Origin of the sequence: uncultured Hymenobacter sp., assembly GCF_964243305.1 — a bacterium.
Lineage (GTDB): Bacteria > Bacteroidota > Bacteroidia > Cytophagales > Hymenobacteraceae > Hymenobacter.
In genome coordinates this window covers 36,738-60,402 of sequence record NZ_CAXTEF010000026.1, presented here as the reverse complement: position 1 = coordinate 60,402, position 23,665 = coordinate 36,738, and the positions used below count along the sequence as shown (strand labels likewise).

Here is a 23,665-nt window from a genome sequence, read left to right as displayed (position 1 = left end):
AGGAATGAGGAATGAGGAATGAGGAATGAGGAATGAGGAATGAGGAATGAGGAATCTTGGCTTTGACTGCTAATTCCTAATTCTCCATTCTTAATTCCCCATTCCTCATTCCCCAAAGGGAATACCTTTGTTTCTTCTATGAGAAATCCGCTTATTCTATTGCCACTCACGGGCCTGCTGGCGCTGGCGGCCCGGCCTGCCGCCGCCCAAACGGCCCGCACCGCCGACGGCACCTGGCTGATTTATGACGGGCCGGTGAAGCCACCGGAAGTCAAGACCAGAAAGCCGCGCCGCACCGCCCGGCGGCAGGGCGAAACGCTGGCACCCCCTGTGGCACCGGCCGCGCCTGATTCCAGCGCCGCGCCTACCCCCTCGCTGACCACGCAGCCCGCCCAGCGCCCCGATTCAGCGGCGGTGCTCCCGGCGACTGTGCCGCCACCTGCGCCCGTCGTAGCACCGCCGGCTCCCGTCGCGGTGCCGGCGCCCGCTGCCCGGCGCGCCGCAAACGATGCCCAAACTACCTATGGCCAGGGCCCGCTCTACGTGCCGCTCGACCCCGATACCTACCGGCTGATTGACCGCTACGCCATCCTGCTGGGGCCCGATTCGCTCCAGGACCCGCACACCAGCACCCGGCCCTACACCCGCGCGGCGGCCGGCCGGCTGGGCTCACGGCTGCTCTCGCCCGATTCGGCGCTGGCGGGGGGGGTAGGGAATCTCTCGCGGGCCGACCAATTTAACGCGCAGTATCTGGTGAAGGACAACTGGGCCAGCGTGCCCGGCGGGGCGGCGCTCAACGAGAGTGAGCGGCCTTTTCTGACGTATTTCTACCGCAACCAGACCGATTTTTACCACGTCAACAACCCCGACTTTACCCTGCGCGTGAACCCGGTGGCGCTGCTGCAAGCCGGCCGCGACAGCGACTTGAGCGGCCTGCGCTACGTCAACACCCGCGGCGTGCAGCTGGAAGGCACCATCGACCAGCGGCTGGGCTTCTACACCTTTCTGGCGGATAATCAGCAGGCGGTGCCGCGCTACGTGCTCAACCGCATTGAGCGCGACGGCATCGTGCCGCACGAAGGCTACTGGAAGCCGTTCAAGACCAGCGGCTCGGCCTACGACTTTTTCACGGCCCGCGGCGGCATCACCTACGCCGCCACCAGGCACATCAACGTGCAGCTGGCCCACGACCGCAACTTCATCGGCAACGGCTACCGCTCGCTGATTCTATCGGACTACAGCTCGCCATATTTCTTTCTCAAGCTCAACACGCGCATCTGGAAATTCAACTACCAGAACCTGTTCGCGGAGCTGACCGCGCAGAAGGAAAATGCCGACCAGGTTTATCCGAAAAAGTACCTGGCGCTGCACCATCTGAGCTTCGATGTGGCGCCGAATTTCAACATCGGCGTGTTCGAGGCCGAGGTGCTAGGCCGCAACCGCGGGCGCTTCGAGCTGCAATACCTGAACCCGATTATCTTCTACCGCGCCATCGAGCAGCAGCTCGGCTCGGCCGATAATGCCCTGCTGGGCCTGGACTTCAAGTGGAACATCCGGCGGCGCGGCCAGCTGTATGGGCAGCTGATTCTGGATGAGTTTAAAATCAGCGAAATCCGGGCCCGCAGCGGCTGGTGGGCCAACAAGCAGTCGGTGCAGCTCGGCGGCAAGCTGCTGAACGTGGGCGGGTTACGAAATCTGGATGTGCAGGTCGAGTTCAACTACATCCGTCCTTTCACCTACCAGCACGAGGATATTTTCACCAACTACCAGCACTACCAGCAGCCGCTGGCCCACCCGATGGGCGCCAACCTGACCGAGCTGCTGGGCATCCTCAGCTACCAGCCGCTGCCCCGCCTGATGCTGGTCGGCAAGGCCTTTTACACTGTGCAGGGCCTCGATACCGAGAATGCTGACCTGGCCGGCCAGAACTACGGCGGCAACGTGCTCAAGCAATACAATTCCCGCGTGAGCGAGTACGGCAACCGCACCGGCCAGGGCAGCCAAAGCCGCCTGCTGCACCTGGATTTCACGGCCACCTACCAGCCCCGCCTCAACCTGTTCGTGGACGCCAAGCTCGTCGCGCGCAACCAAAAGCTGGAGTCGCTTACCCCTTACGCCAGAGCCGGCACCGAAACGTTTGCCAGCCTGGCCCTGCGCTGGAACATCGCCCAGCGCCTGCACGAGTTTTAATCGCAGATGGTGCAGATTAACCGTGATTTCGCTGCTTGTTTAGATGCGTTATAGCACGGCCGGTCCGGCGGTTGGCGCGGCTGATTTCCTACCCCCAGATATGCAGCAGGTTGCCGGTTTGCGTGACCCGAAAGTGGCGCAGGCCGTTGCGGCTGGGACCTTCCAAAAGGGTGCCGTCGGCCTGGAAGCGGGACGAGTGGGCCGGGCACTCGAAGCGATTCTGGGGCCGGTAGTAGCGGATTTGCTCCCCTTCGTGGGGGCAGGCGGCGGCCACGGCCAGGTAGCTGTTGGCCAGCGTTTTGGCCACGATGACCCGGCCGCCGGCCACGTACACGTAGCCGCGCCTGAGATTGTGCAGGTCGGCCTGGGCGGGGTCGGTCAGGTTGAGGCTCAGGTCCAGGACGGGGTCGGGAGCGGTTGCCGAGGTAGAGGGGGGTAGGGCCGTGGCGCAGCCGCCGAGGCAGCCAGTGAAGAGCAGCGTGGCGCCCACGCCAAAAAGTTGTAGAAATTCCTTACGTTCCATAAAAATAGAAGAGGCCAGCAGGCAGAAAATATAATGGGAGCCGCTCCGGGCCGGTTTATTCGTTTCCAAAGCTACTAATAGGGCGCAGCTAAATATATAAATTTAATTAAATATGAGAACTTATCTGCGCGTTCTGCAATACGCCCGGCCGCTGGCCAGCTTTCTGCCGCAGTATCTGCTGTTCACGCTGCTGAGCATCTTCTTCGGGCTGGCCAACTTCACGCTCATCATCCCGCTGCTGAAGGTGCTTTTCGACAAAACTGACACCGTGCGGCTGCAAGCCCCAGCCCAGCTGCCGGCGTTTGCGCCCAGCCTGGACTGGATTAAAAACACGTTCAATTTCTACTTTGCCGACATGCTGGCCGCGCAGGGCAAGATGGGCGCCCTGGCCTTCGTGTGCGTGATTGTGGTCGGGTCGGTGCTCTTGAGCAACGTGTTTCGCTACCTGAGTATGCGGCTGCTGGCCGGGGTGCGGGCGCGCGTGATTCAGAATCTGCGCCGGGCGCTGTATCACCGCATCGTGGAGCTGCCGCTGGGCTTTTTTGCCGGCCAGCGCAAGGGCGACCTGATGTCGCGCTTCACCAGCGACGTGCAGGAAGTGGAAACGTCCGTGGTCAACACAATGACGGCCGTCATTCAGGAGCCGCTGAAAATCATTGCATTTTTCGCCCTGCTCTTCTACATTTCGGTGCCCCTGACCTTGTTCACGCTGGTCTTGCTGCCCGTGTCGGGCGGCATCATCGCCAGCATCGCCAAGCGGCTGCGGCGGCAGGCCCAGCTCAGCCAGAGCACACTGGGCTCGATGCTCTCGGTGATTGACGAGACGCTGGGCGGCATCCGCGTCATCAAGGGCTCCAATGCGCAGGCGTACATCAAGGGCAAGTTTGAGGAACAGAACGAGCAGTACGCGCGCACCTCGCGCCGCATCGACAACACCCGCGATTTGGCCTCGCCGTTCTCGGAGTTTGCGGGCGTGGCCGTGGTGGCGGGGCTGCTCTATTTTGGCGGCACGCTCATTCTGGGCGGCGAATCGAGCCTGACCGGCGAGACCTTTATTGGCTACGTGGTCTTGTTTTCGCAGGTGCTCACGCCGGCCAAGGCCTTGTCTTCCTCGTTCGGCAATATTCAGCGCGGGCTCGTGGCGGGCGAGCGAATTCTTCAGCTCATCGACACCGAGCCCGCCATCCGCGACCGGCCCGACGCCGAATCCCTACCCCCCTTCGCGCACGAAATCGAGCTGCGCGGCCTGAGCTTTCAGTACGGCGACGTGCCGGTCTTGGAGCATATCAACCTGACCATCAAGAAAGGCCAGACCGTGGCGCTGGTCGGGCCCAGCGGCAGCGGCAAGAGCACGCTGGCCGACCTGCTGCCCCGCTTCTACGACCCCACGCAGGGCCAGATTCTCATCGACGGCCATGAGCTGCGCGACTGCACCCTGCATTCGGTGCGCGACCAGATGGGCATTGTGGCGCAGGAGAGCATTTTGTTTAATGATACTATCTTGAGCAACATTCGCTTCAACACCCAGGCCACGGATGAGGAAGTGATGGCAGCGGCCCGCATCGCCAACGCCCACGAGTTCATCATGGCCAGTCCCGACGGCTACCGCACGCTGATTGGCGACCGCGGCTCGCGGCTTTCGGGCGGGCAGCGGCAGCGCCTGAGCATCGCGCGCGCCATTTTGCGCAATCCGCCGATTCTGATTCTGGATGAAGCCACCTCGGCCCTCGATACCGAGAGCGAAAAGCTGGTGCAGGAAGCCCTGACGCGCCTTATGCGCTCGCGCACCTCGCTGGTCATCGCGCACCGCCTGAGCACCGTGCAGCACGCCGACGAAATCATCGTGCTCCAGCAGGGCCGCATCGTGGAGCGCGGCACCCATGAGGAGCTTTTGCGCCAGTCCGGCGGCCTGTATCAGCGCCTGAGCCAGCTGCAAACCAGCGCCGTGCTGGCGTAGAGTAGCGTGGACTCTGCGAGTCCGCGCGGGAACGACGCCCGAACATCAGCCTAACAACCCACGCGCGGACTCGCAGAGTCCACGCTACGGCGTTTTCCCTATCTTTCGGCCCCAACCAACTCCTCTGTGCCATGCTTGCTCTCAAACGTTTCGTGACCGTCGTCGTGATGGTGTACCTGCTGCTTGCGCTACTGTTTTTCCTGGTGCCTTCGGTGCGGGCCACGGTGGCGGGCCTCTCGCCGGGCTTGTCGGGGCTGGAGCAGGAGCGGCAGTTTTTCTACTGGCTGGCCGCGATTGGGGCGGGCATCTTGGCCCTGCACCTGCTCACCGAGAATGCCGATAGCGTGATGCTGCGCCGGCAGGTGGCCCAGCACGAGGGCAAGGTGAACGAGCTGAAAGCCAAGCTCTACGACCAGCAGCAGCAGGTAGTACGCCCGGCCAGCACCATCCCGCGCCCGGTCGAAACGACCACGACCACCGTGGTACAGCCCGTCGAAACCGTGGTGCGCCCCGTGGAAACGGTGCGCCCCGCCGAGGCGGCCCCTACCCCCGGCAGCGGCTTCACCATCAGCGCCAACCCCGATGCCATTCCGCGCACCAATCCTTATAACAACCCTGGCCCTGGCAGCACCAATCCGGCCGCCGAGCGCCCGGTGTTTCCGCAGTCCGACCCCAGCCTGTCGAACACGCCGCCCGCCGACCGCCCGGCCCTGTAGGCGGCCGGGAGCTGTGGCGCCCAATTCCCTACCCCCCTGATATTCCGCAACGTGCCCGAACCCGCCGCTGCCCTGACCGACATCCTACGCGCCGAGCTGACCGAAGCCCGCGCCGTCCTCGACCGCTTCCTGGCCGACCCTGACAACCTCGCCCGCGTCGCGCAGGCCGCCGAGCTGATGGCCGCCTCCTTGAAAAGCGGCGGCAAAATCCTGAGCTGCGGCAACGGCGGCTCGCTCTGCGACGCCCAGCACTTCGCCGAAGAGCTGAGCGGCCGTTTCCGCCACGACCGCCCCGCGCTGGCCGCCATCGCCATTACGGAAGCCTCGCACATGAGCTGCGTGGCCAATGACTACGGCTTCGAGTTCGTGTTTTCGCGCTTCGTGCAGGCCCTGGCCCGGCCCGGCGACGTGCTGCTGGCCATCAGCACGAGCGGCAGCTCGCCCAACATCCTGCGCGCCGCCGAAGCCGCCCGCGCCGCCGGCATGAGTGTGGTTTCGCTCACCGGCAAGGATGGCGGCCAGCTCGCCGCGCTCAGCGACGTGGAAATCCGGGTGCCGCATTTTGGCTTTGCCGACCGGATTCAGGAAGTGCACATCAAGGTGATACACGGGCTGATATTGCTAATTGAGCGGCTGATGGTAGTGGGCTAAGAAGCTGTTGAAGTTAGCGAACACGGGGTAGAGGCGCAATATTTTGCGCCTCATCGTTGAACGACGCAGAACGACGCCCAGCAGGACGTTCAACGACAAGGCGCAAAATATTGCGCCTCTACCCCGTGTTTACAAAATAAAGATTAACTCAATCAGCTTCTTAAGTAATCTTGAACGTCATGCTGACGAAGGAAGCATCTTGCGGGGGCAAGTAACTCAATTGTCCAGTTATTTCAATTACCAGTTATTTCAATTAGTTATCCACGCGAGATGCTTCCTTCGTCAGCATGACGTTCTTTTATCATCCATACTAATGCTCACCAAAACCTTCGGCTCGGCCGTGCAGGGCGTCAATGCCTACACCATCACGATGGAAGTCGTGGTGACGGCCGGGACCAACTTCTACGTGGTGGGTCTGCCCGATAATGCTATCAAGGAAAGCCAGCAGCGGATTGAGGCGGCGCTGAAGTCGCGCGGCTACCGGATGCCGCGCACGAAGGTGGTGGTGAACATGGCGCCGGCCGACATCCGCAAGGAGGGCGCCGCCTATGATTTGCCGCTGGCGCTGGGCATCCTGCACGCCTCGCAGCAGCTGCAAACCGAGGTGTTAGATGAGTACATCATCATGGGCGAAATGTCGCTCGACGGCGAGCTGCGGCCCATTCGGGGCGTGCTGCCCATTGCCATTCAGGCGCGCAAGGAAGGCTTCAAGGGCTTCATCCTGCCCCAGGAAAACGCGCAGGAAGCGGCCATTGTAAATAACCTCGACGTGATTCCGGTGAGCACCATGCAGGAAGCCATCGACTTTCTGGAAGGCCGCTTGGAAATTATGCCCGTGCGCATCGACACGCGCGACATTTTCGAGCACGCGGCCAACAAGTACAGCGCCGACTTTGCCGACGTGCAGGGCCAGGAAAACATCAAGCGGGCGCTGGAAATCGCGGCGGCCGGCTCCCACAACGCGATTATGATTGGGCCGCCCGGCGCGGGCAAAACCATGCTGGCCAAGCGCCTGCCCAGCATCATGCCGCCGCTCACGATGCAGGAGGCGCTGGAAACGACCAAGATTCATTCCGTGGCCGGCAAGGTCGGCGCGGGCGCGGGCCTGCTTAGTGCCCGGCCGTTTCGCAGCCCGCACCACACCATTTCGGACGTGGCACTGGTAGGAGGGGGTAGCAATCCGCAGCCGGGCGAAATCTCACTGGCCCACAACGGCGTGCTGTTTTTAGACGAGCTGCCCGAGTTCAAGCGCAGCGTGCTGGAGGTGATGCGCCAGCCGCTGGAAGAGCGCCGCGTGACCGTGGCCCGCGCCAAGGTCAGCATCGAGTTTCCGGCCAACTTTATGCTCATCGCCAGCATGAACCCGTGCCCGTGCGGCTACTACAACCACCCCGAAAAGGAGTGCGTCTGCGGCCCCGGCGTGGTGCAGAAATACCTGAACAAGGTCTCGGGCCCGCTGCTCGACCGCATCGATTTGCACGTCGAAGTCACGCCCGTGACCTTCGACCAGATGACGGAAACCCGCAAATCCGAAACCAGCCAGGACATCCAAATCCGGGTTGATAAAGCGCGCCAAGTGCAGGCCGTGCGCTTCCAGGAATTCCCCGATATTCACTCCAACGCCATGATGCCCTCGCAGATGGTGAAGGACATCTGCCTGATTTCCGAAGCCGGCCGCCAGCTGCTCAAAACGGCGATGGAGCGTCTGGGTTTATCCGCGAGAGCCTACGACCGCATCCTGAAAGTAGCCCGCACCATCGCCGATTTGGCTGGCACCGAGGATATTGAGATTCAGCACCTGGCCGAGGCCATTCAGTACCGCAGCCTGGACCGGGAAGGCTGGGCGGGGTAGAAATTCAATGAGTAATTAATAATGAAAAATGAACAATTGCTTTAAATTCGCCAGTTAGGTATTGCTCCTTATCCGGTACTCATTGTTAATTGATTATGCAACTCCCTCTTTCGCTCGATTATATCCGGCAGGTGCTGGCCGAGTATTTCGCCGATAAGCCCGTGCGGCGAATTCAGGTATTTGGCTCGTATGCGCGGGGCGAGGCCACGGCGGAGTCAGATTTGGATTTGCTGGTGGAAATGGCGCACCCGGTGGGGTGGGAATATTTTGGCTATGCCGAAGACCTAAGCCAGCGACTTGGAATAGCAGTCGATTTAGGTAGCGGCGTATCAGACTATATGTTTCGCTACATTGCCAAAGACCTTAAAACGATATATGAGCCCGAACAAGCAACGGCCGCGTGACCCCGACCGCGCCCGTCATATGGTAGAGGCCGCCAAATTAATTGTTGAGTTCACGGCGCCACGTGAATTTCAGGAGCTGCTGACCGATATGCTATTCAGGTCAGCGGTGGAGCGGCAATTTGAGATTCTCGGCGAAGCCAGCTCGCATATTTCCCCCGCCACGCAGGTGCTTTGGCCTTCGATAGACTGGAAAAAAATCAAGAACTTTCGTAATCTGCTTGCTCACGAATACTTTCGGACCGATTACGCGCAAGTCTGGCACATTGCTCGTAACGAGTTGCCAGGCCTGATACCGGTGCTGGAGGATTTATTCACCGAGCTAGACCGCGAATTCGGCCCCGACGCCCGTGTATAAGCGTCTCGCCAAGCCGCTGCTCTTCCGGCTCGACGCCGAGCGGGCGCACCATCTGGTGTTCGACAATCTGCGCCGAGCGGCCCGCGTGCCCGGCACCGGCGCGCTGCTGCGCGGGCTGTATGACTACCGCCATCCTGGGTTGGAGCGCGAGGTTTTCGGTCTCAAATTTCCGAATCCGGTGGGCTTGGCGGCGGGCTTCGATAAGAACGCGGTGCTGACCGACGAGCTGGCCGCGCTCGGCTTTGGCTTCGTGGAAATTGGGACCGTGACGCCCCGGCCGCAGCCGGGCAACCCGGCGCCGCGCCTGTTCCGGCTGCCGCAGGATGGCGCGCTGATTAACCGCATGGGCTTCAACAATGAGGGCGCCGAAGCCGTGGCGGCGCGGCTGGCCGGCCGCCGCAACCGGCAGCTTATCATCGGCGGCAACATTGGCAAGAACAAGGACACGCCGAACGCCGACGCTGCCCAGGATTACCTCATGGCGTTTCGGGCGCTGGCGGCAGTAGTCGATTATTTCGTGGTCAATGTGAGTTCGCCCAACACGCCGGGCCTGCGCGAGCTGCAAGAGAAAAAGCCGCTGATTGATATTCTCAGCCAGGTGCAGCACGAGAACCAGCGCCGCGCCCAGCCGCGCCCGCTGCTGCTCAAAATCGCGCCCGACCTGAGCGACGCGCAGCTCGACGACATTCTCGAAATAGCGCGGGAAACCAGTCTGGCGGGCCTCGTGGCCACCAACACGACCATCAGCCGCGCTGATTTGAGCAGCGACGCGGCCTACGTGACCGGTCTCGGCGCGGGCGGGCTGAGCGGGCGCCCGCTGCGGGCCCGCGCCACCGAAGTGATTCGCTACCTGGCCAGAGGCAGTGCCGGCAATCTGCCCATCATCGGAGCGGGCGGCATTCACTCCGCCGCCGATGCGCAAGAGAAGCTGGCCGCCGGCGCCACGCTCGTGCAGCTCTACACGGGCTTTATCTACGAAGGGCCGGGGCTGGTGCGGCGCATCAACCGGGCTTTGGTGTTGGCAGGGGGGTAGGGATTAGTAGCGCGGACTTGGTAAGTCCGCGTGAGTCCGCGCGTGAACGAAGCCTACGAACGGCGCCCGCGCGAACTATAACGTTCGCGCTACTAATCCCTACCCCCCTTCGCCGCCCCAAGCCTTACCACTTCACTCCCGCCCGAAACTCAATCACGTCGGCCGCGCCGCGGTGCACTTTCAAATCAACGGACCCGAAAAGCCGGGAAGTGAAGTGGTATTTCAGGCCCAGCCGCTCGTAGTAGAACTTGTTCGATTTGTAGGGATTGTAGAGGTAAAAACCCAGGTGCGAGACGAAGGCCAGCCGCCCAAACAGCAGCTCGTGGCCCAGGAAGGCGCCGGCTTTGCGCACGTCGGGCAGTTGGCGCCGGTCCTGCGCCGTGTCGCGCAGCGTGGCTTGCAGGCTGCGGTCATAAAAGCCTTCCAGGCCCAGCACGAGATTGGACTTGCGGTTGAGGCGGCGCCCGGCGGCGGCAGTCACGGAGTTGACCGCGTACTTGGTCTGGTCGCTTTCGTTGCGCTGCTTGAAGCCCAGGCTAGTGCTCAGATTGAAAAAATAATGCCCCACGTCGGCCGGGGCGGGTGCCGGCGCGGCCCCCAGCGGGGCGGGGCGCCGCTGATGGTAGTTCAGGCCTAGCACCAAGGTCGGCAGGTTGGCGCCGAAGTTGGGCTTGGTGGTCGCGCCGTTGGAGTAGTGGTTCAGGCCTAGGCCCAGCAGCAGGCCCAGGCGCTCGGTCAGGGCCTGGTCGTACTCCAGGCGCAGCTGCAAGGTCGCGTTCAGGGCCGACGAGGCAATGGTGTTCTTGTGATTGGTCTGTTGGTCGTAGGGGTTGGTCAGATAAGCCAGCCCGGTGCCGAGGCGGAAGCTCAAATCGTGCCTGTCCGTGCGCCAGAAGCTCTTGCTCAGGTAGAGGCTGGCGGCGTAGCTCCGGCCCAGGGTCGGGTTGTGATAATTGTAATAGACCAGGGCCAGCCCCACTTTCGGGAATTTATACCAGCCGTGCCAGGGCTGCCGGCCGGTAGTCTGGCGCTGAACGTTCAGCTCGAAGCCCGTGGGGTGGGCCCGGACGAGGTGCTGCACGGCGTAGGTATGGTCGAGGAGGAAGCTGCCCTGGGCGTAGGCCCCGATGATGAGTGGGGCGGGCGGCGCCAGGCCACCCGGCAACGAGTCGGCCCGGACCGGCACCTGCGCGGCAACCGGGGTAGCAGCCAGTAGGGGGGGGAGGCAAGCTGCGCCGCACATCCTGAGGAAGCTCAGAAAATCAGGCAGTAGCGGGAAAGTCATAGTTGAGTTGAAGCGGGAGGGCAAAGTTACGGCTGGCTTCTATTCGACCGGTACCCAGACCGTGGGAGCGAGAAACATGCGAAAAAAGGCAACCCTACCTCGGTTACTAGTAGTATAAAGCGCGATTTTGGCTTCTGCTCTTTTTTGCGCGTAACTCATATTTTTATTAAAGTGGGTTACCAGGAGCCTGGCTTTCGTATAGAGCGTACTCGTCAAGTTAGTTGAGCAGATAAGCCCGATTCACTTCGACTAGCTAGTGACTTGCCAAATAAGTTCTTTCCTACATCTGCATCTGTCCAACCATTCACTCCCCTCCTTTTTTCCATGAAAAAGACAATCCTTTCCCTCACCCTGCTCGCCGGCGCCACCGCCGCCGCTCAGGCCCAGAGCGGGCCCGGCACCCGCTTCGGTCTCAAAGTCGGCGTCGTAGCGGCCGACGTTGCGGGTAAAGATGCGGATGTCCGCTTCGGCGACAACACCCAGAACCGCTTTGGCTTCCAGGCCGGCATCACCACCACGGCCGCCTTCGGGGTCGATGGGTTCTTCCAGCTTCACCCCGAGCTGCTCTACTCCCAGAAAGGGTTTCAGATTAAGCGCAATGGTCAAGAGCAACGGACAACCCTGCACTACATCGACCTGCCGCTGCTGGCGCGCATCAATGCGGCCGGGCTGATTTTCGAGGTTGGCCCGCAGCTTGGCTACCTGATTGGGCGCAGCAACCGGGGCAAGGTGACGGGCGCCGAAACCACCAATATGCAAAAGTTTGACGTTGGCTATATCGTGGGCGTGGGCTATCAGCTCGAGAGCGGCCCCAACGTTGGGATTCGCTATAACGGCGGCGTCAGGACGCTATTCGAAGACAGTGCCGGGAGCAACAACCGGGTCCGCAACTCGGTATTTCAGTTCCAGCTGGGCTTCGCCTTCCCCGGCAGCGGCAGCTAAGCCGTTGTGCTGAATTCTGGAAAAGCCCGGTTCCGCCACGTGTGCGGGGCCGGGCTTTTTGCTAGCAAGGGGGGTAGGGAATCGTGTTAGCATTTCCCTACCCCCCTTGCTGGCAAAAAGCCCGGCCAGCCGTTTCCTTTGCGGGCATGAAAAAAACTATTATTTCGCTGCTGGCCCTCACGCTGGGGCTGGCCGCAACGGCGCAGGCGCAGTACCGCGGGCGCGGCGGCAACGTCTCGCTGGGCCTCAAGGCCGGCGGCTCGCTCAGCACCTTCGCCGGGGCTGATTCGGAGCGTTATAGTAGCCGGTTTCGGTTTCACGCTGGCGTATTCGCCAATCTGGGTCTCAGCAAGCTTATCGCCTTTCAGCCTGAACTGCTCTACTCGCAAAAAGGAGCCGGGCTTGCTGGTAATAACGAGACAAACTATCGGCTGCACTACGTGGACGTGCCGCTGGTCTTTCACGTCAATACCGACGGTTTTTTCCTCGAAGCGGGCCCGCAAATAGGTTTTTTGGCCGCGTCAAGGTTTCATATCGGCAGCTCTTCGGCGGATAATAAATTCCTGTACAAGACAGTTGATTTAGGGTATGTGGCCGGATTGGGCTACCAGCTTAAGCACGGTCCGGGCTTCGGGCTGCGCTACAATGGCGAGTTCACTGAGTTTACCAAGCCCTTCGTATCCGGCAGCCTGGCCAGACAGTCGCGTATCCGCAATAGCGCATTGCAGCTATATGCCACGTACTCGTTTAATTGATTTGCAACCCGTCTTGAAGAAACAAGCCCCCGGTTTTCGCGCGAAAACCGGGGGCTTGTTTTTGTTCCAATTAAGGCCGGCCGGGCCTATCCCTGCTGCGCCACCGCGTAGTTGCGGTAGAAGTGCGGGATGGTTTCGATGCCCTTGAGGAAGTTGAAGACGCCGTAGTGCTCGTTGGGCGAGTGGATGGCATCCGAATCGAGCCCGAAGCCCAGCAGCACGGTGTCCAGGCCCAGCTCCGACTTGAACATGGCCACGATGGGGATGGAGCCGCCGCCGCGCGTGGGCACTGGCCGCCGGCCGAAGGTCGTTTCCATCGCGTCGGCCGCCGCCTTATAAGCGGCCGAGTCGGTGGGCGTTACCACGGGCTCGCCGCCGTGGTGGGGCCGGACGCTCACCGTGACGCCGGCCGGCGCAATGCGCTCAAAATGAGCCTGAAACTTCTGCCCGATTTCGGCCGAGGTCTGGTGGGGCACGAGGCGCATCGAGATTTTGGCGTGGGCCTGGCTCGGAATCACAGTTTTGGCGCCCTCGCCGGTATAGCCGCCCCAGATGCCGTTCACGTCGAGTGTGGGCCGCACGCCGGTGCGCTCCAGGCACGTGTAGCCCGCTTCGCCGGCCGTGGCGGTCAGGCCGATGCTCTGCTTAAATTCTTCTTCTGAAAAAGGTGCCTTGGCCATCTCGGCGCGCTCGTCGACGCTCAGTGCCAGCACGTTATCATAAAAGCCAGGGATGGTGATGCGGCCGTTTTCGTCGTGCAGGCTGGCAATCATCTGGCAAAGTGCATTAATCGGGTTTAGCACCGCGCCGCCGTAGAGGCCGGAGTGCAGGTCGCGGTTGGGTCCCGTGACGGTGACCTCGTGGTAGCTCAGGCCGCGCAGGCCGACTTCGATGCTGGGCACGTCGTTGGCGATGATGCCGGTGTCGGAAATCAGAATTACATCGGCCTTGAGTTTCTCCTTGTTCGCGCGGACGAAGATTTCGAGGTTGTTGGAGCCGATTTCCTCCTCGCCCTCAAACATGAATTTGAGGTTGCAGGGCACGCCGCCGGTGCCGTCCTCGGCGCCATTTTCCTGGCCGCGCAGCATCATTTCCAGGGCCTTGACGTGCATGTACACCTGGCCTTTGTCGTCGCAGGCGCCGCGGGCGTAGATTTTCTCGTCCTTAATCACTGGCTCGAATGGCGGCGAGGTCCATAGCTCGTAGGGGTCGGCGGGCTGCACGTCGTAGTGGCCGTAGACCAGCACCGTGGTCCGGTCCTCGCCCGCGCGGTACTCGCCGTAGACGATGGGGTTGCCGGCCGTCGGGCACAGCTCCACGTGTTGGGCGCCGGCTTCTTCGAGCCGGGTTTTCAGAAAATCAGCCGCCCGCAGCACGTCGTCGTGAAATTTCGGGTCGGCCGAGACGCTGGGGATGCGAAGCCAGTCGAGCAGCTCCGCGAGGAAACGGTCTTTGTTTTGGGCGAGGTAGGCGGGAGCGGGCATGAGGCAGGGGGTAGGAAATGCAGCCATAAAAGTAGGGTGAGCCGTAGGAATAGCTTGGATGGTAGAAACAAGAACGTCATGCTGAGCTTGCGAAGCATCTCGCTCGGAGAAGTAATTGTTGAAGCTTACCGAATTAAGTTAGCTCACCATGCGAGATGCTTCGTTGCATTCAGCATGACGTTCTGAATTTTCTAATCCGTCCCAATTCCTACCCCCCTCCGCCCCATGCAAGCCCGCCCTTATATCCTGGCCGAAACCACCTGGCAGCACGTCAAAGATGCCAACTACGAAGTTGTGGTGCTGCCCTGGGGCGCCACCGAAGCCCACAACTACCACCTGCCCTACGCCACCGACAACTACCAGGTCGACTACGTGGCCGCCGAAGCCGCCCGCCTCGCCTGGGAGGCCGGCGCCAAGGTCGTGGTGCTGCCCACCATTCCGTTCGGCGTCAACACCGGCCAGCTCGACATCACGCTCGATATCAACCTCAACCCCAGCACCCAGCTCGCCATCCTGCGCGACATCGTGCAGGTGCTGGCCCGCCAGGGCATTCCCAAGCTGGTCGTGCTCAACGGCCACGGCGGCAACGACTTCCGCCAGCACCTGCGCGAGCTGCAAGCCGAATTCCCGCAAGTGTTTCTGAGCACGTTGAACTGGTTCAGAGCCGCCGACCGGGGCCAGTTCTTCACCGCCCCCGGCGACCACGCCGACGCCCTCGAAACCAGCGCCATGCTCCACATCGCGCCCAGTCTGGTGCGCCCGCTCGGTGAAGCCGGCTCCGGCCACGCCAAGCAGTTTCGCATCGCGGCCCTGCGCGAAGGTTGGGCCTGGGCGCAGCGCGAGTGGAGCCAGGTGACCGAAGATACCGGCTCCGGCAACCCCGCCGAGGCCACCGCCGAAAAAGGCGCCGCGCTGCTAGCCGCGGTGACGGCCAACATAGCGCAGTTTCTGACGGAGCTGGCGGCGGCGGATGTTAGGGATTTGTACGAGTAGGAGGAGGGGTAGGGAATTATTACTCACCATCCTCACAGGGCAGCTTGGTCAGGCTGACGAAATCCACCTGGACCGGCGAAATATGGCTGCTAGGCGCCGCGCCCTGCGTAGCAAATACAGCCACGTAACGCGGCTCCAGGGCGAAGTCGCCGCGCGCGGCTTCTTTGAAGGCAAAACTTTCCAGCGCGCCCGCCGTGTAGAGGAAGCGAAAGTGGCGGCCACGTTTTTCAATCTTCAGGGCTGACTGGCGCAGGTTGCTAGCCACGAGGCTATCGCCGGGTTGGCGCAGGGTGAACAAGGTAATATGGGCAAACTCTTCGGGTTTGCTGCCGCCCGCCGCCTCGGTCGAGCTGATGCCCTGGATGAGTATCTCGGGCGGCCGGGCATAACCGCCGAAGTAGTTGTTATAAGCTAGCGACACGCGAATCACCTTCCCGGTGAAAGTCTCGTTCTCGGAGAGCAGCAGGCCGGCCTGCTGCCAGTTGTGGGCCGGAAAGAAGTTGCGGAAGTGGATTTCGGCTGAGAAGCACCCGGCCGCGACCCGGTGCACCAGCAGGTTTTTGAGCGGAGCAGTGGCAGCGGCGGGCCAGTTGTCGCCGGGCAGCGTGTAAAGCGTCAGGTAACCGGGCCGGGCGGCGCTCTTGCGCCACCAAGCAGTGTCGAGGTGCTGCACCGTCCAGCCGCGGGCGCGCAAGGAGTCCGGGGCGGCGCTGGTAAACGGCTCCGCAAAATCGCCCGGCGCGGCAGGCAGCAAGCGGCGGCCCCACCACAGACCCAGGCCGATAAGCAGGACCACCACGACCGGCAGGATAAATCGCTTCAGCGCCGGCAGTCGGACCACAGTAGGGGGGGTAGGCACGGATAGTTCGGGCGTCGCCGAAGCGTCTGCCGCGTGCTGGCTGCGGTAGCGAAACCAGTAGGGGTAGTGGCCCTCGTTGCTTTTGCGCTGCGCTTCGTCGCTGTAGGGCGCGCCCAGGATAAAGCGCGCCAGCGTGTCGAGCGTGGCGACCGACGGGTTTTCCTGCTTGCCTTCGGCGCTCTTGAGCACATAAAGCGAGTAGTTCTTCAGGCTCTTGCCGCCCACCACGAGACCGGTTTGCTCGAAAATGGCGGCCGACAACACCTTGCTCTCGGCCTCCGATAGAGGGGTAGTCAGGGAATGCCCTAGGCCTCGGCGGCAGGTCTCCTTAAACAGGCTTATAAAAGCCGCTTCGTTCCGCTCGTTGGGCATACAGCTTGATTCTACGACATTTCCGCGGCATTGCTCGAGGTTTCCAGGGCAATTCCGTCTTTCTGTTGGGCGCGGCCGGACCTTCGCCCTATGCAAAAACGAAACATGGCGACCGTAAAAATCCTACTGCTCTGCGCGGGCCTGCTGCTGGCTCACCGCGCCCAAACGCAAAACCTGCAACTCCATTACGACCTGCGCCGCACTCTCGACCCGGCCCGGAATATGGCCAACTTTCCGTCGCTCAGCTTCGAGTACTTCAAGAACGTGGACACGCTCAACCACGGCGCATTTCTGCTCAAGATGCAGGCCGACCTGACCGGCCGGCGCCGCAATATAGGGCAGCTCTACGCGCAGCTATCCCAAACACTGCGCTTCTGGCAGCCCAAGGTGTTCCTGGCGCTCAGCTACAGCGGCGGGCTGGGCGTCACGCCGGACGGCTATGGCTATTACTTGGCCAGCACGCTCGGCGCGGGCTTCTCCTACCCCTTTCAGTGGAAGGGCGCCTGGCTGGCAGCCAACGTGCTCTACCGCTACAGCGCCTTCGACCGGCCCAGCTACGACCCGCAGGTGACGCTTTACCTCGGCCGGGGCTTTTTCAACTACAAGCTGCTGGTCAGCGGCAGCTTGGTGGGCTGGACTGAAAACCGGAACCAGGGCAACTCGTACACGGCTGGCCTGCGCGGCAAGAAGTTCGCCTTTTTTGGCGACCCTCAGGTGTGGCTCACCGTGCGGAAGGGCTTCGCGGTCGGCACTCGCCTGAATATTTTCTACCACCTGCTCCGCGCCGATAACACCGTCCAGCTTTACCCGACGCTGGGAGCCAAGTACCAGTTTTGATAGAAAACAAAAGCGTACCAACCCCGCCCTTACTGCCGCCCAAACAGCGGTACCCGGCTCTCGGTCCCGCTCCGGAGCCGCCCGATGTTGGCCCGGTGCGTGTAAATGAGCAGCCCGGCCAGCACGAAGCCGACGCCGACCAGCACGGAGTTGGCCGGGCGGAAGGGGGGTAGGAGCTGCAAGAATGCAAAGGCCAAGCCCGCCGTCATCGAGGCCAGCGAGACGTAGCGGAAGGCCAGCAGCATGGCCATAAATACCAGCAGGCAGACGCCCACCGCCGCCGGCGCGATGGCCAGCATCATGCCCAGCACCGTGGCCACGCCCTTGCCGCCCCGAAACCCGGCGAACACCGGGTAGATGTGGCCCAGCACGGCCAGCGCCCCGCAGCCCAGCTGCCAGTATAAAAGTTGATTGTCCGCAATGGTGTCATTCGCCAGCCATTTGGGCAGTGAGGCCGCCACAAAGCCCTTAAGCACATCGACGGCCATAACCAGGGAGCCGGCTTGCTTGCCCAACACCCGAAAGGTGTTCGTGGCGCCGGCATTGCCGGAGCCGTGCTCGCGGATGTCGGGTAGGCCGAACAGCCAGCGTCCGGCCCAGAGCGCCGTTGGGATGGAGCCCAGCAGGTAAGCCAGGGGCAGGGTTAGATAAGGCGAAAGCATGGAAGGCGAGCGGGAAGTTAACGACACAAAAGAACGTCAGGCTGAGCGCAGCGCAGCATCTTGCCGGGGGAAGTAATCAACGGCTTATAACGATTGAGTTACTTCCCTGGTAAGATGCTGCGCTGCGTGCTACCTGACGTTCTTCTGGACGGTTCGCCGCCTACGAATCGCCGAAGGGGTCGTCGGCCGCGTTTTTCTTCTTTTTCTCCTTGCGCTTTTTCACCGGCTCCTCGGTGGGCTGGTCGGCCGGCTCGTCAGTGGGCACTTCGTCGGCGGCTTTCTGCTTCGTCTTTTGTTTGCGCAGGCGCTTGCTGCCGTCCTCGGCGGGGGCATTGGCGGGCTCAGCGGGGGTAGGAGATTCAAGCAGGCCGCTGTTGGGGTCGGCGTCGGGCGTGGCGGGCTCCGCTTTTTGGGCGGGCTTCGGGGCCGGAGCATCCGCTTCGGTGGGCTTGGCGCTGGCGGGGGGGGTAGGGGCTGAAGTAGGCGGCACTTCCAGTACGCCGTCGCCGAAGGGGTCGTCCTTGCGCTGCTTCTTTTTCTTGCTGCCCGACGGCTCGGGAGCAGTCGGCGCCGGCTCGGCGCCGGGGGCGGCGCCGGTTTCGGGCTCGAAGACGTCGCCCTTCTTACGCTTTTTCTTCTTGCCGGCGTCATCGCCAAAGTCCTCGGTCTTGGCCGGGGCCTCGACGCGAGCGGGCAGCTTGCCGGTCTGACCCAGGTGCTCTTTGCGGAAGCGCGCCCGGAAGCCGTCCACATCGGCCAGGTCGCCGACGAACACGCCGTAGTCAGTGGCCGTGTTGTAGTCGTATTTGGCCTTCGAGCTGATGGCGTAGTTGTAGCCATCATCATCGGCCGATTTGGTGAGCAGCAGGCCGTTGGCGTACTTGAAGTAGTACCAGGTCTGGGGCTCTACTTCGAGATACATCTCGACCAGGTCGGCGTTGTTTTCGCGCTTAATTTCCACGTAGCCATCCAGTTGTGCGTTCACGTCGCGCTTGCCCACGCCGGCCAAGCCGAGCTTGCCCACCGAGTACCAGGCCTTGAGCTTGGAGTTCCAGCGTAAATCGACCTTGTTGAGCACTAGGGTGTGCAACTGAAGCTTGGGTGCAATCTTGGAGAGGGCCGTGCCGCCGCGGCTGGCGTAGCCTTCCAGGTCGCGCTGCTCAGCAAATTCGCCCAGCTTGTAGAGGTCGTTGGCCGAGGCTTCCAGGGCGGGGGGCGAGTTTTTGGTGACGCTGCCGATGCGGGCGACTAACGCTTCCACGGCTTTTTGCGGCAGACTGATGTCGAAAGCCAGCAGCGCATCCACTTTATAGCGGGCGCTGTCGGGCTGGCCGCTGCCCACGCCGCTGCCGCTGATGGCGAAGTTCTTATTGTTGCTGATGAAGGTGAGCGGACCGCGGAAGTCGAGGCGGCCGGTGGCGTCGTGATACGTGAGGGCGGCGCCACCGTATTTATTGGGGTCGGTCAGGTCGTGGCGCGAGAGGGTGTAGTCGCGGGTTTTGGCGTCGTAGCGCAGCTGCCCGTCCACGGGCAGGAAGTTCAGGTCCGTCTCGCTGCCCTTCACGCCGGCGTAGAGCGGATAGATGATGTTGGTGTTATCCGACAAATACAGGCCCGTGAACAGTGCGCCGCCGTCCTCAGTCTTGGGCTCGCGCAGGTTGATGCTCACCGCCTTAGGGTCGATGCTGTCGCGCACCACGAAGTAGTCGCCGGCGTATTTGTCTTTGCCAAACTGCAGCTGCGCCTGCCCGTTATACACCAGCCCGCGCCGCTGCGAGTTCAGCAGAATGTCGCCGCGGTAGGCGATGTGCGGGGCCACCTCGAAGTTGTCGGTGGGCTGCACGGCGGCCACGGCGGTGGTGGCGCCGCGCGTACCGCTGGGCGCGGCCGGGGCCGACTTGCGGCTGCCGAGCAGGCCGCGCTTCTTGGTGGGGCTCACGCTGGCCAGCGCGCCTACCCCCGTCGAGTCGCCCGACTGAAAGTTAGCAAAGCGGATGGCCACTGAGTCCGAGGCGGCGGTTTTGAAGCGGTACATGGCGTCGCCGCTGAACGCATCGCGCGAGAGCACCGTGATGTTGCCCTGGTAGAGCTTGTGGAACCGGGCCAGCGAGTCGAGCAGCACCTCCGAGTTGCGCAGGGGCTTGATGCGGGCGCCGGCCATGACGCTCACGCGGCCCGAATCGGGAATAATCCAGGCGTCGGCCGAGGCAATATGCGGCACGCCGCGGGCTTCGAGCTGGTACTTGGCCAAATCATAGGTGGCCTGGGCGGCGCGGAAGCGCAGGCCGTGCTGCTCGGGCTTGACGGAGGTAAAGTACGAAGTCGTCGAGTCGGTACCGGCCGCCACGCGCAGCTGCACCACCTTCTTCTTGAAGTCCCAGCGCCCGCCGCTGAGCGTGGTTTTAAACTGCGAATACGGCAGGTCGATGCTGGCCTTGGAGCCGGCTTCGCGGGTGAAGTCGGCGTAGCCTTTCTGCAGGTTGTAGTCGAACGCCACATCGTTGGCCGTGAGCGCGGGCTTGTTGGCTTCGGCCGACTTGACGCTCAGCGTGGCCTTTTTGCCGGTGTAGCCGTTGGTTTTGAAGCTCAGCTCCGGCGACTTGATAAATGACTGCGGCCCCTCGAAGCGGCCCTCGCCGCCCAGGCCCTGGGGCGTGAACACGGCCGTGCCTTTGAAGTTGTGCGTGCCGGCGTAGAGCTTGAGCGGCTCGCCCGAGCGCGGCGTGGTCAGGAACATTGAGTCGGTGCGGGCGGCCCAGCGCATGAGGTAGCTGGCGGGCAGATTCACCTTGGGCAAATCGACGCCGCCCGTCGTGACGCCCGCAATGACGCCCGACTTACCCTGCGTCACGGTTGAATCTTTGTAGAAAATAAACTGGTCGGAGGCAAACGTGCCACTCAAATATTTTACGCTGCCGCCGGCTTGCAGGCCCTTGCCGTCGAGCCTCACCTTGCCCGTTAGCTGGCCTTTGCCGCCGTAGAGGGGGTAGCCCGCTGTCGGCACGCTGTGGGTAAAGCCCAGCGAGCCATCGTCCTGCATCAGGAGCTTGGTCTTAATGGGTGGCATGATGCCGCCGCTGTTGAATACGCCCTCGAAGCCGGCCGTGGAGCGGGCCACGTTGTTGAGCGAATCCAGCCGGAAGGGCGGGATGTCGAAGTGCATGGTCGTGTCGTAGGCGCCCCCCAGCACGTCGGACTTGTTGAAAAATACAGTCGTGGGCGAAGCTGAGTTGAAGGCGGGGTAGGCGCCGGCCTTCTTGCGGTTCGATTTGTTGCGCGGGTCGTTGATGTAGAGGCGGCCCGAGGTCTGCTTGCCGCGGTTGGTGAGGGCGAAATCGGAGTGGTCGGGCGCACCGGGCGCAGTCGGCTTGCGCACCTTGCTGCGCACCACCACCGAGTCGAGCTTGGGCATATCGACGAAAAAGCCGTCGTAGTCAAACTGAAACTCGCGGCCCCGAAACGTAAACGACGACGCCACCACCCGGCCGCTGAACTTGATGTTGCGGTTGCGCTCAATCCGAATCAACCCCGAGTCGGGCTGCACGAACACCGAAGCCGAGTCGTCCGAGAAGTTGAACCTATCGACGCCGCGCACCAGCAGCACGTTGTTGTCCAGGTTGAGCGTGGCGTTGCGGCCCGAGCCAGCCAACGACTTGATGGCCAGGTGGTCGAAATCCTTTTTGTCGCGGGCCGCCGCCACGTAATGCAGGCCCTTGGGCAGGAGCAGCACCTCACCGGTGAGGGCCGTCCACTGCACGTAGCCGTCGCGGGCCAGGCCGGCGATGGCTGAGCGCAGGTTGGGCTCCGACATTTTCAGGTCCTCGGCCATCGTGCTCACGTTCAGCTTCTTGGCGTTGTCGTGGCTGCGGCTGTAGCCGACCAGCATCTGCAGCGGGTGCAGATGGTTGATGCTCTTGAGCTGCTGGTAGCGGGTGTTGGTAAAAAACTCCTTGCTCTCAAAGTCGGCCGTCACCTGGTCCTTGGCCGTGAGCATGGCAAAGTCGATGGTGGGCTTGTTGAGTTGCCAGGTCAGCAGCTCAGTGCGCACATCCATCTGGTGGTAAGAGTCGGAGTAAGGCGTGTTTTTGTAGATGCCCTGTTCGCGGGCCAGCTTCAGCATCTGCTTGCCTTTCAAGTACTTAAGCGTCACGCCCGGATGGGTAATCGAGTCCTTGGTACCCTGATAGATCGTGACGGCGGCGCGGTCAGCCGTAATCACCGAGTCGCCCAGCACGTAAGCCCGCGACGAGGCCTTGAACTTAGGCTGGCCCGCCAAACTCACCAGCAGCCGCGAGGCCGAGCCGTCGAGGGCGGCGCTGAGCAGCCGGCCGCCGGCCAACGAGAGGCCGCCGCGGTAGCTGATGTTCTGGCCCACGTTCTTGAGGCGCGCGTCGTTGGTCAGGGAGATGAAGCGGGGGTAGGAATTATCGGCCGCGCCGGGCTTGCGGCGGGTGGCCTTGTAGCTCAGGGCGCCCTTCACGGGCGCTTCCAGCACGGCGGCGTAAGTCAGCGTGACAGGCTGGGCCGTGAACTCGGGCTTGCCCATGTCGAAGTCAAACCCCTGCAAGTCAGCCGTCACCGGGTTCTGCCGGATGGTCCAGGCCAGCTGTCCGCCCTGGGCGATGAAGCGGTTGGTGCCGGGCACGGCCGTGCCGCTCACCTTACGCAAGGTCACCGAGTCGCCGGCCGTAGCCAGCTGCACATCAGCGTCCTTAATCACGAACACGGCCCCGCGGGCGGGTGGCGCCACGTAGGTATCATAAGCCGCGTCGGGGGTCGGGGTGAAGGCGCCCTGGTCGAAGTCGTCGGCTTTGGCAGCGGCGGGGGGGGTAGGGGCCGATGAGGCTTTGGCGGCGGGCACGGCAGCTTTGGCCGGCGCCTTGGCCACAGCTTTTTTCGGAGCCGCCTTCTTCGTGGGAGCACCCCAGCCATCGTTGTCGCCCCAGCCCCCGCCGCTCGGCGACGACCACAGGTCGGAGGTGTCCCAGCCGCTGCTGCTGGCTTTTTTCTTTTTCGGCGCGGCTTTAGCCACCGGCTTGGCAGCGGGCTTTTTAGCCGCAGCTGCAGCCAGCTTGGCGGCGGGCGCGGCCGGTTTGGCCGGCTCGGGCGCGCCAAACTCCTCGGTGCTCTCGGCCGGGGCAGCATTGTAGGCAAAGGAAATCGTGCCGCCCTTCATTTTCAGGCTGTTGAAGCCGGAGCGGTAGAGCACGCCGCTGCCGAGCAGGCGGGCGCTACCGAAGAGAAATTTCTCGGTCTGCACCACCGGCTCCTGGTCCACACTCTGGCTGAGCACGTCCAGAAACTGGTCCATCTGCTGGTCGCTGAGCTTGGCCGGCCCGGCGCCCGCCCCGCCCGTGATGGCCGTAAACAAGGCCTCGAAGTGCGGCCGGGGCCGGAATTTCTTGGCCAGCAATTGCTGCGAGATGGCCACGATGCGTCCCTGCTGGGTGGCCGTGAGCCGGTTGGAGCCCCAGAGTGTGCGCAGATTAGCGGCGGCCGTGCGCGCCGAGGCGCTGTTGGTGCTCACCATCATCGTCTGCACGTCGAGAATGTACTGCGCCGGGTCGGTCGAGAGCTTGCCCACAAACTTGTCGCTGACCCGCAGCGGCGGCGCAATTTTGGGTGCTGCTGCGTTGGGCGCGGTTGCGGGCGGCGTAGCGGGTGCGGCGGGCTTGGCCGTAGCAGGGGGGGTAGGCCGCTTGGTTTGGGCCAGGGCCGGCGCGAGCGCGCCCAGGAGGCTGGCCGCGGTAAAGAGGAAAGTAGGTATAAGAGCCGAAAGCTTCATAGAATAGTCA

Annotated in this window: 18 protein-coding genes; 12 read left to right on the top strand and 6 right to left on the bottom strand. The window is 62.6% G+C overall.

Translation table 11 applies throughout. The features are described from left to right. Nucleotides 1–138: 138 nt before the first annotated feature. Nucleotides 139–2,190, top strand: coding sequence for a hypothetical protein (locus ACFE70_RS14355; protein ID WP_375418450.1), 2,052 nt, complete (start codon nucleotides 139–141; stop codon nucleotides 2,188–2,190). Between the two features lie 88 nt (nucleotides 2,191–2,278). On the opposite strand, the gene ACFE70_RS14350 is transcribed toward ACFE70_RS14355, so the two are convergent. Further along, nucleotides 2,279–2,713, bottom strand: coding sequence for a ubiquinol-cytochrome c reductase iron-sulfur subunit (locus tag ACFE70_RS14350; protein ID WP_375418449.1), 435 nt, complete (start codon nucleotides 2,711–2,713; stop codon nucleotides 2,279–2,281). Nucleotides 2,714–2,825: 112 nt separating this feature from the next. Here ACFE70_RS14350 and ACFE70_RS14345 point away from each other — a divergent pair, with 112 nt between their 5' ends. The 7 genes from ACFE70_RS14345 (at nucleotide 2,826) to ACFE70_RS14315 (ending at nucleotide 9,681) form a co-directional block, all read left to right on the top strand. Continuing rightward, nucleotides 2,826–4,670 (top strand): ABC transporter ATP-binding protein, encoded by a 1,845-nt coding sequence (locus ACFE70_RS14345; RefSeq protein ID WP_375418448.1) that lies wholly within the window; start codon nucleotides 2,826–2,828, stop codon nucleotides 4,668–4,670. A 131-nt stretch (nucleotides 4,671–4,801) separates the two neighbouring features. Beyond that, nucleotides 4,802–5,386: a hypothetical protein gene (locus ACFE70_RS14340; protein WP_375418447.1), complete on the top strand. Its 585-nt coding sequence runs from the start codon at nucleotides 4,802–4,804 to the stop codon at nucleotides 5,384–5,386. A 72-nt stretch (nucleotides 5,387–5,458) separates the two neighbouring features. Continuing rightward, the gene (lpcA, locus tag ACFE70_RS14335) at nucleotides 5,459–6,037 is read left to right on the top strand and encodes a D-sedoheptulose 7-phosphate isomerase (protein ID WP_375418452.1); all 579 of its coding nucleotides are present in this window, start codon (nucleotides 5,459–5,461) and stop codon (nucleotides 6,035–6,037) included. A gap of 313 nt (nucleotides 6,038–6,350) precedes the next feature. Next, nucleotides 6,351–7,889 (top strand): YifB family Mg chelatase-like AAA ATPase, encoded by a 1,539-nt coding sequence (locus tag ACFE70_RS14330; RefSeq protein ID WP_375418446.1) that lies wholly within the window; start codon nucleotides 6,351–6,353, stop codon nucleotides 7,887–7,889. Nucleotides 7,890–7,984: 95 nt separating this feature from the next. Beyond that, nucleotides 7,985–8,293: a nucleotidyltransferase family protein gene (locus tag ACFE70_RS14325; protein WP_375418445.1), complete on the top strand. Its 309-nt coding sequence runs from the start codon at nucleotides 7,985–7,987 to the stop codon at nucleotides 8,291–8,293. Continuing rightward, complete coding sequence (locus ACFE70_RS14320; protein ID WP_375418444.1) at nucleotides 8,265–8,648, top strand: DUF86 domain-containing protein; 384 nt, start codon at nucleotides 8,265–8,267, stop codon at nucleotides 8,646–8,648. The genes ACFE70_RS14325 and ACFE70_RS14320 overlap by 29 nt, the downstream gene beginning before the upstream one ends. Continuing rightward, nucleotides 8,641–9,681: a quinone-dependent dihydroorotate dehydrogenase gene (locus ACFE70_RS14315; RefSeq protein ID WP_375418443.1), complete on the top strand. Its 1,041-nt coding sequence runs from the start codon at nucleotides 8,641–8,643 to the stop codon at nucleotides 9,679–9,681. The genes ACFE70_RS14320 and ACFE70_RS14315 overlap by 8 nt, the downstream gene beginning before the upstream one ends. A gap of 124 nt (nucleotides 9,682–9,805) precedes the next feature. Here the strand turns inward: ACFE70_RS14315 and ACFE70_RS14310 are convergent, their stop codons facing one another. Then, nucleotides 9,806–10,966: an acyloxyacyl hydrolase gene (locus tag ACFE70_RS14310; RefSeq protein WP_375418442.1), complete on the bottom strand. Its 1,161-nt coding sequence runs from the start codon at nucleotides 10,964–10,966 to the stop codon at nucleotides 9,806–9,808. Between the two features lie 324 nt (nucleotides 10,967–11,290). Here ACFE70_RS14310 and ACFE70_RS14305 point away from each other — a divergent pair, with 324 nt between their 5' ends. Then, the gene (locus tag ACFE70_RS14305; protein ID WP_375418441.1) at nucleotides 11,291–11,908 is read left to right on the top strand and encodes a porin family protein; all 618 of its coding nucleotides are present in this window, start codon (nucleotides 11,291–11,293) and stop codon (nucleotides 11,906–11,908) included. Between the two features lie 146 nt (nucleotides 11,909–12,054). Next, the gene (locus ACFE70_RS14300) at nucleotides 12,055–12,663 is read left to right on the top strand and encodes a porin family protein (protein WP_375418440.1); all 609 of its coding nucleotides are present in this window, start codon (nucleotides 12,055–12,057) and stop codon (nucleotides 12,661–12,663) included. Nucleotides 12,664–12,749: 86 nt separating this feature from the next. On the opposite strand, the gene ACFE70_RS14295 is transcribed toward ACFE70_RS14300, so the two are convergent. Further along, nucleotides 12,750–14,147: a dipeptidase gene (locus tag ACFE70_RS14295; RefSeq protein ID WP_375418439.1), complete on the bottom strand. Its 1,398-nt coding sequence runs from the start codon at nucleotides 14,145–14,147 to the stop codon at nucleotides 12,750–12,752. 225 nt (nucleotides 14,148–14,372) lie between these two features. On the opposite strand from ACFE70_RS14295, the gene ACFE70_RS14290 reads away from it, so the two are divergent. Beyond that, entirely contained in the window at nucleotides 14,373–15,140 is a 768-nt protein-coding gene (locus tag ACFE70_RS14290) for a creatininase family protein (RefSeq protein WP_375418438.1), read from the top strand. 19 nt (nucleotides 15,141–15,159) lie between these two features. Here the strand turns inward: ACFE70_RS14290 and ACFE70_RS14285 are convergent, their stop codons facing one another. Continuing rightward, nucleotides 15,160–16,371, bottom strand: a complete 1,212-nt coding sequence (locus ACFE70_RS14285; protein ID WP_375418437.1) for a hypothetical protein — start codon at nucleotides 16,369–16,371, stop codon at nucleotides 15,160–15,162. Between the two features lie 90 nt (nucleotides 16,372–16,461). Here ACFE70_RS14285 and ACFE70_RS14280 point away from each other — a divergent pair, with 90 nt between their 5' ends. Continuing rightward, nucleotides 16,462–17,208 (top strand): DUF5020 family protein, encoded by a 747-nt coding sequence (locus tag ACFE70_RS14280; protein ID WP_375418436.1) that lies wholly within the window; start codon nucleotides 16,462–16,464, stop codon nucleotides 17,206–17,208. Nucleotides 17,209–17,237: 29 nt separating this feature from the next. On the opposite strand, the gene plsY is transcribed toward ACFE70_RS14280, so the two are convergent. Both plsY and ACFE70_RS14270 read right to left on the bottom strand, forming a co-directional pair. Then, the gene (gene plsY / locus ACFE70_RS14275) at nucleotides 17,238–17,870 is read right to left on the bottom strand and encodes a glycerol-3-phosphate 1-O-acyltransferase PlsY (RefSeq protein ID WP_375418435.1); all 633 of its coding nucleotides are present in this window, start codon (nucleotides 17,868–17,870) and stop codon (nucleotides 17,238–17,240) included. 160 nt (nucleotides 17,871–18,030) lie between these two features. Then, the gene (locus tag ACFE70_RS14270) at nucleotides 18,031–23,655 is read right to left on the bottom strand and encodes a hypothetical protein (protein WP_375418434.1); all 5,625 of its coding nucleotides are present in this window, start codon (nucleotides 23,653–23,655) and stop codon (nucleotides 18,031–18,033) included. Between the last annotated feature and the right edge of the window lie 10 nt (nucleotides 23,656–23,665).

Bases quoted from the DNA above. Each gene is read 5' to 3' on its own strand.
- ACFE70_RS14355 (WP_375418450.1), top strand. From the start codon at position 139: ATGAGAAATCCGCTTATTCTATTGCCACTCACGGGCCTGCTGGCGCTG.
- ACFE70_RS14350 (WP_375418449.1), bottom strand. From the start codon at position 2,713: ATGGAACGTAAGGAATTTCTACAACTTTTTGGCGTGGGCGCCACGCTG.
- ACFE70_RS14345 (WP_375418448.1), top strand. From the start codon at position 2,826: ATGAGAACTTATCTGCGCGTTCTGCAATACGCCCGGCCGCTGGCCAGC.
- ACFE70_RS14340 (WP_375418447.1), top strand. From the start codon at position 4,802: ATGCTTGCTCTCAAACGTTTCGTGACCGTCGTCGTGATGGTGTACCTG.
- ACFE70_RS14330 (WP_375418446.1), top strand. From the start codon at position 6,351: ATGCTCACCAAAACCTTCGGCTCGGCCGTGCAGGGCGTCAATGCCTAC.
- ACFE70_RS14325 (WP_375418445.1), top strand. From the start codon at position 7,985: ATGCAACTCCCTCTTTCGCTCGATTATATCCGGCAGGTGCTGGCCGAG.
- ACFE70_RS14320 (WP_375418444.1), top strand. From the start codon at position 8,265: ATGAGCCCGAACAAGCAACGGCCGCGTGACCCCGACCGCGCCCGTCAT.
- ACFE70_RS14310 (WP_375418442.1), bottom strand. From the start codon at position 10,966: ATGACTTTCCCGCTACTGCCTGATTTTCTGAGCTTCCTCAGGATGTGC.
- ACFE70_RS14305 (WP_375418441.1), top strand. From the start codon at position 11,291: ATGAAAAAGACAATCCTTTCCCTCACCCTGCTCGCCGGCGCCACCGCC.
- ACFE70_RS14300 (WP_375418440.1), top strand. From the start codon at position 12,055: ATGAAAAAAACTATTATTTCGCTGCTGGCCCTCACGCTGGGGCTGGCC.
- ACFE70_RS14295 (WP_375418439.1), bottom strand. From the start codon at position 14,147: ATGCCCGCTCCCGCCTACCTCGCCCAAAACAAAGACCGTTTCCTCGCG.
- ACFE70_RS14290 (WP_375418438.1), top strand. From the start codon at position 14,373: ATGCAAGCCCGCCCTTATATCCTGGCCGAAACCACCTGGCAGCACGTC.
- ACFE70_RS14285 (WP_375418437.1), bottom strand. From the start codon at position 16,371: ATGCCCAACGAGCGGAACGAAGCGGCTTTTATAAGCCTGTTTAAGGAG.
- ACFE70_RS14280 (WP_375418436.1), top strand. From the start codon at position 16,462: ATGCAAAAACGAAACATGGCGACCGTAAAAATCCTACTGCTCTGCGCG.
- plsY (WP_375418435.1), bottom strand. From the start codon at position 17,870: ATGCTTTCGCCTTATCTAACCCTGCCCCTGGCTTACCTGCTGGGCTCC.
- ACFE70_RS14270 (WP_375418434.1), bottom strand. From the start codon at position 23,655: ATGAAGCTTTCGGCTCTTATACCTACTTTCCTCTTTACCGCGGCCAGC.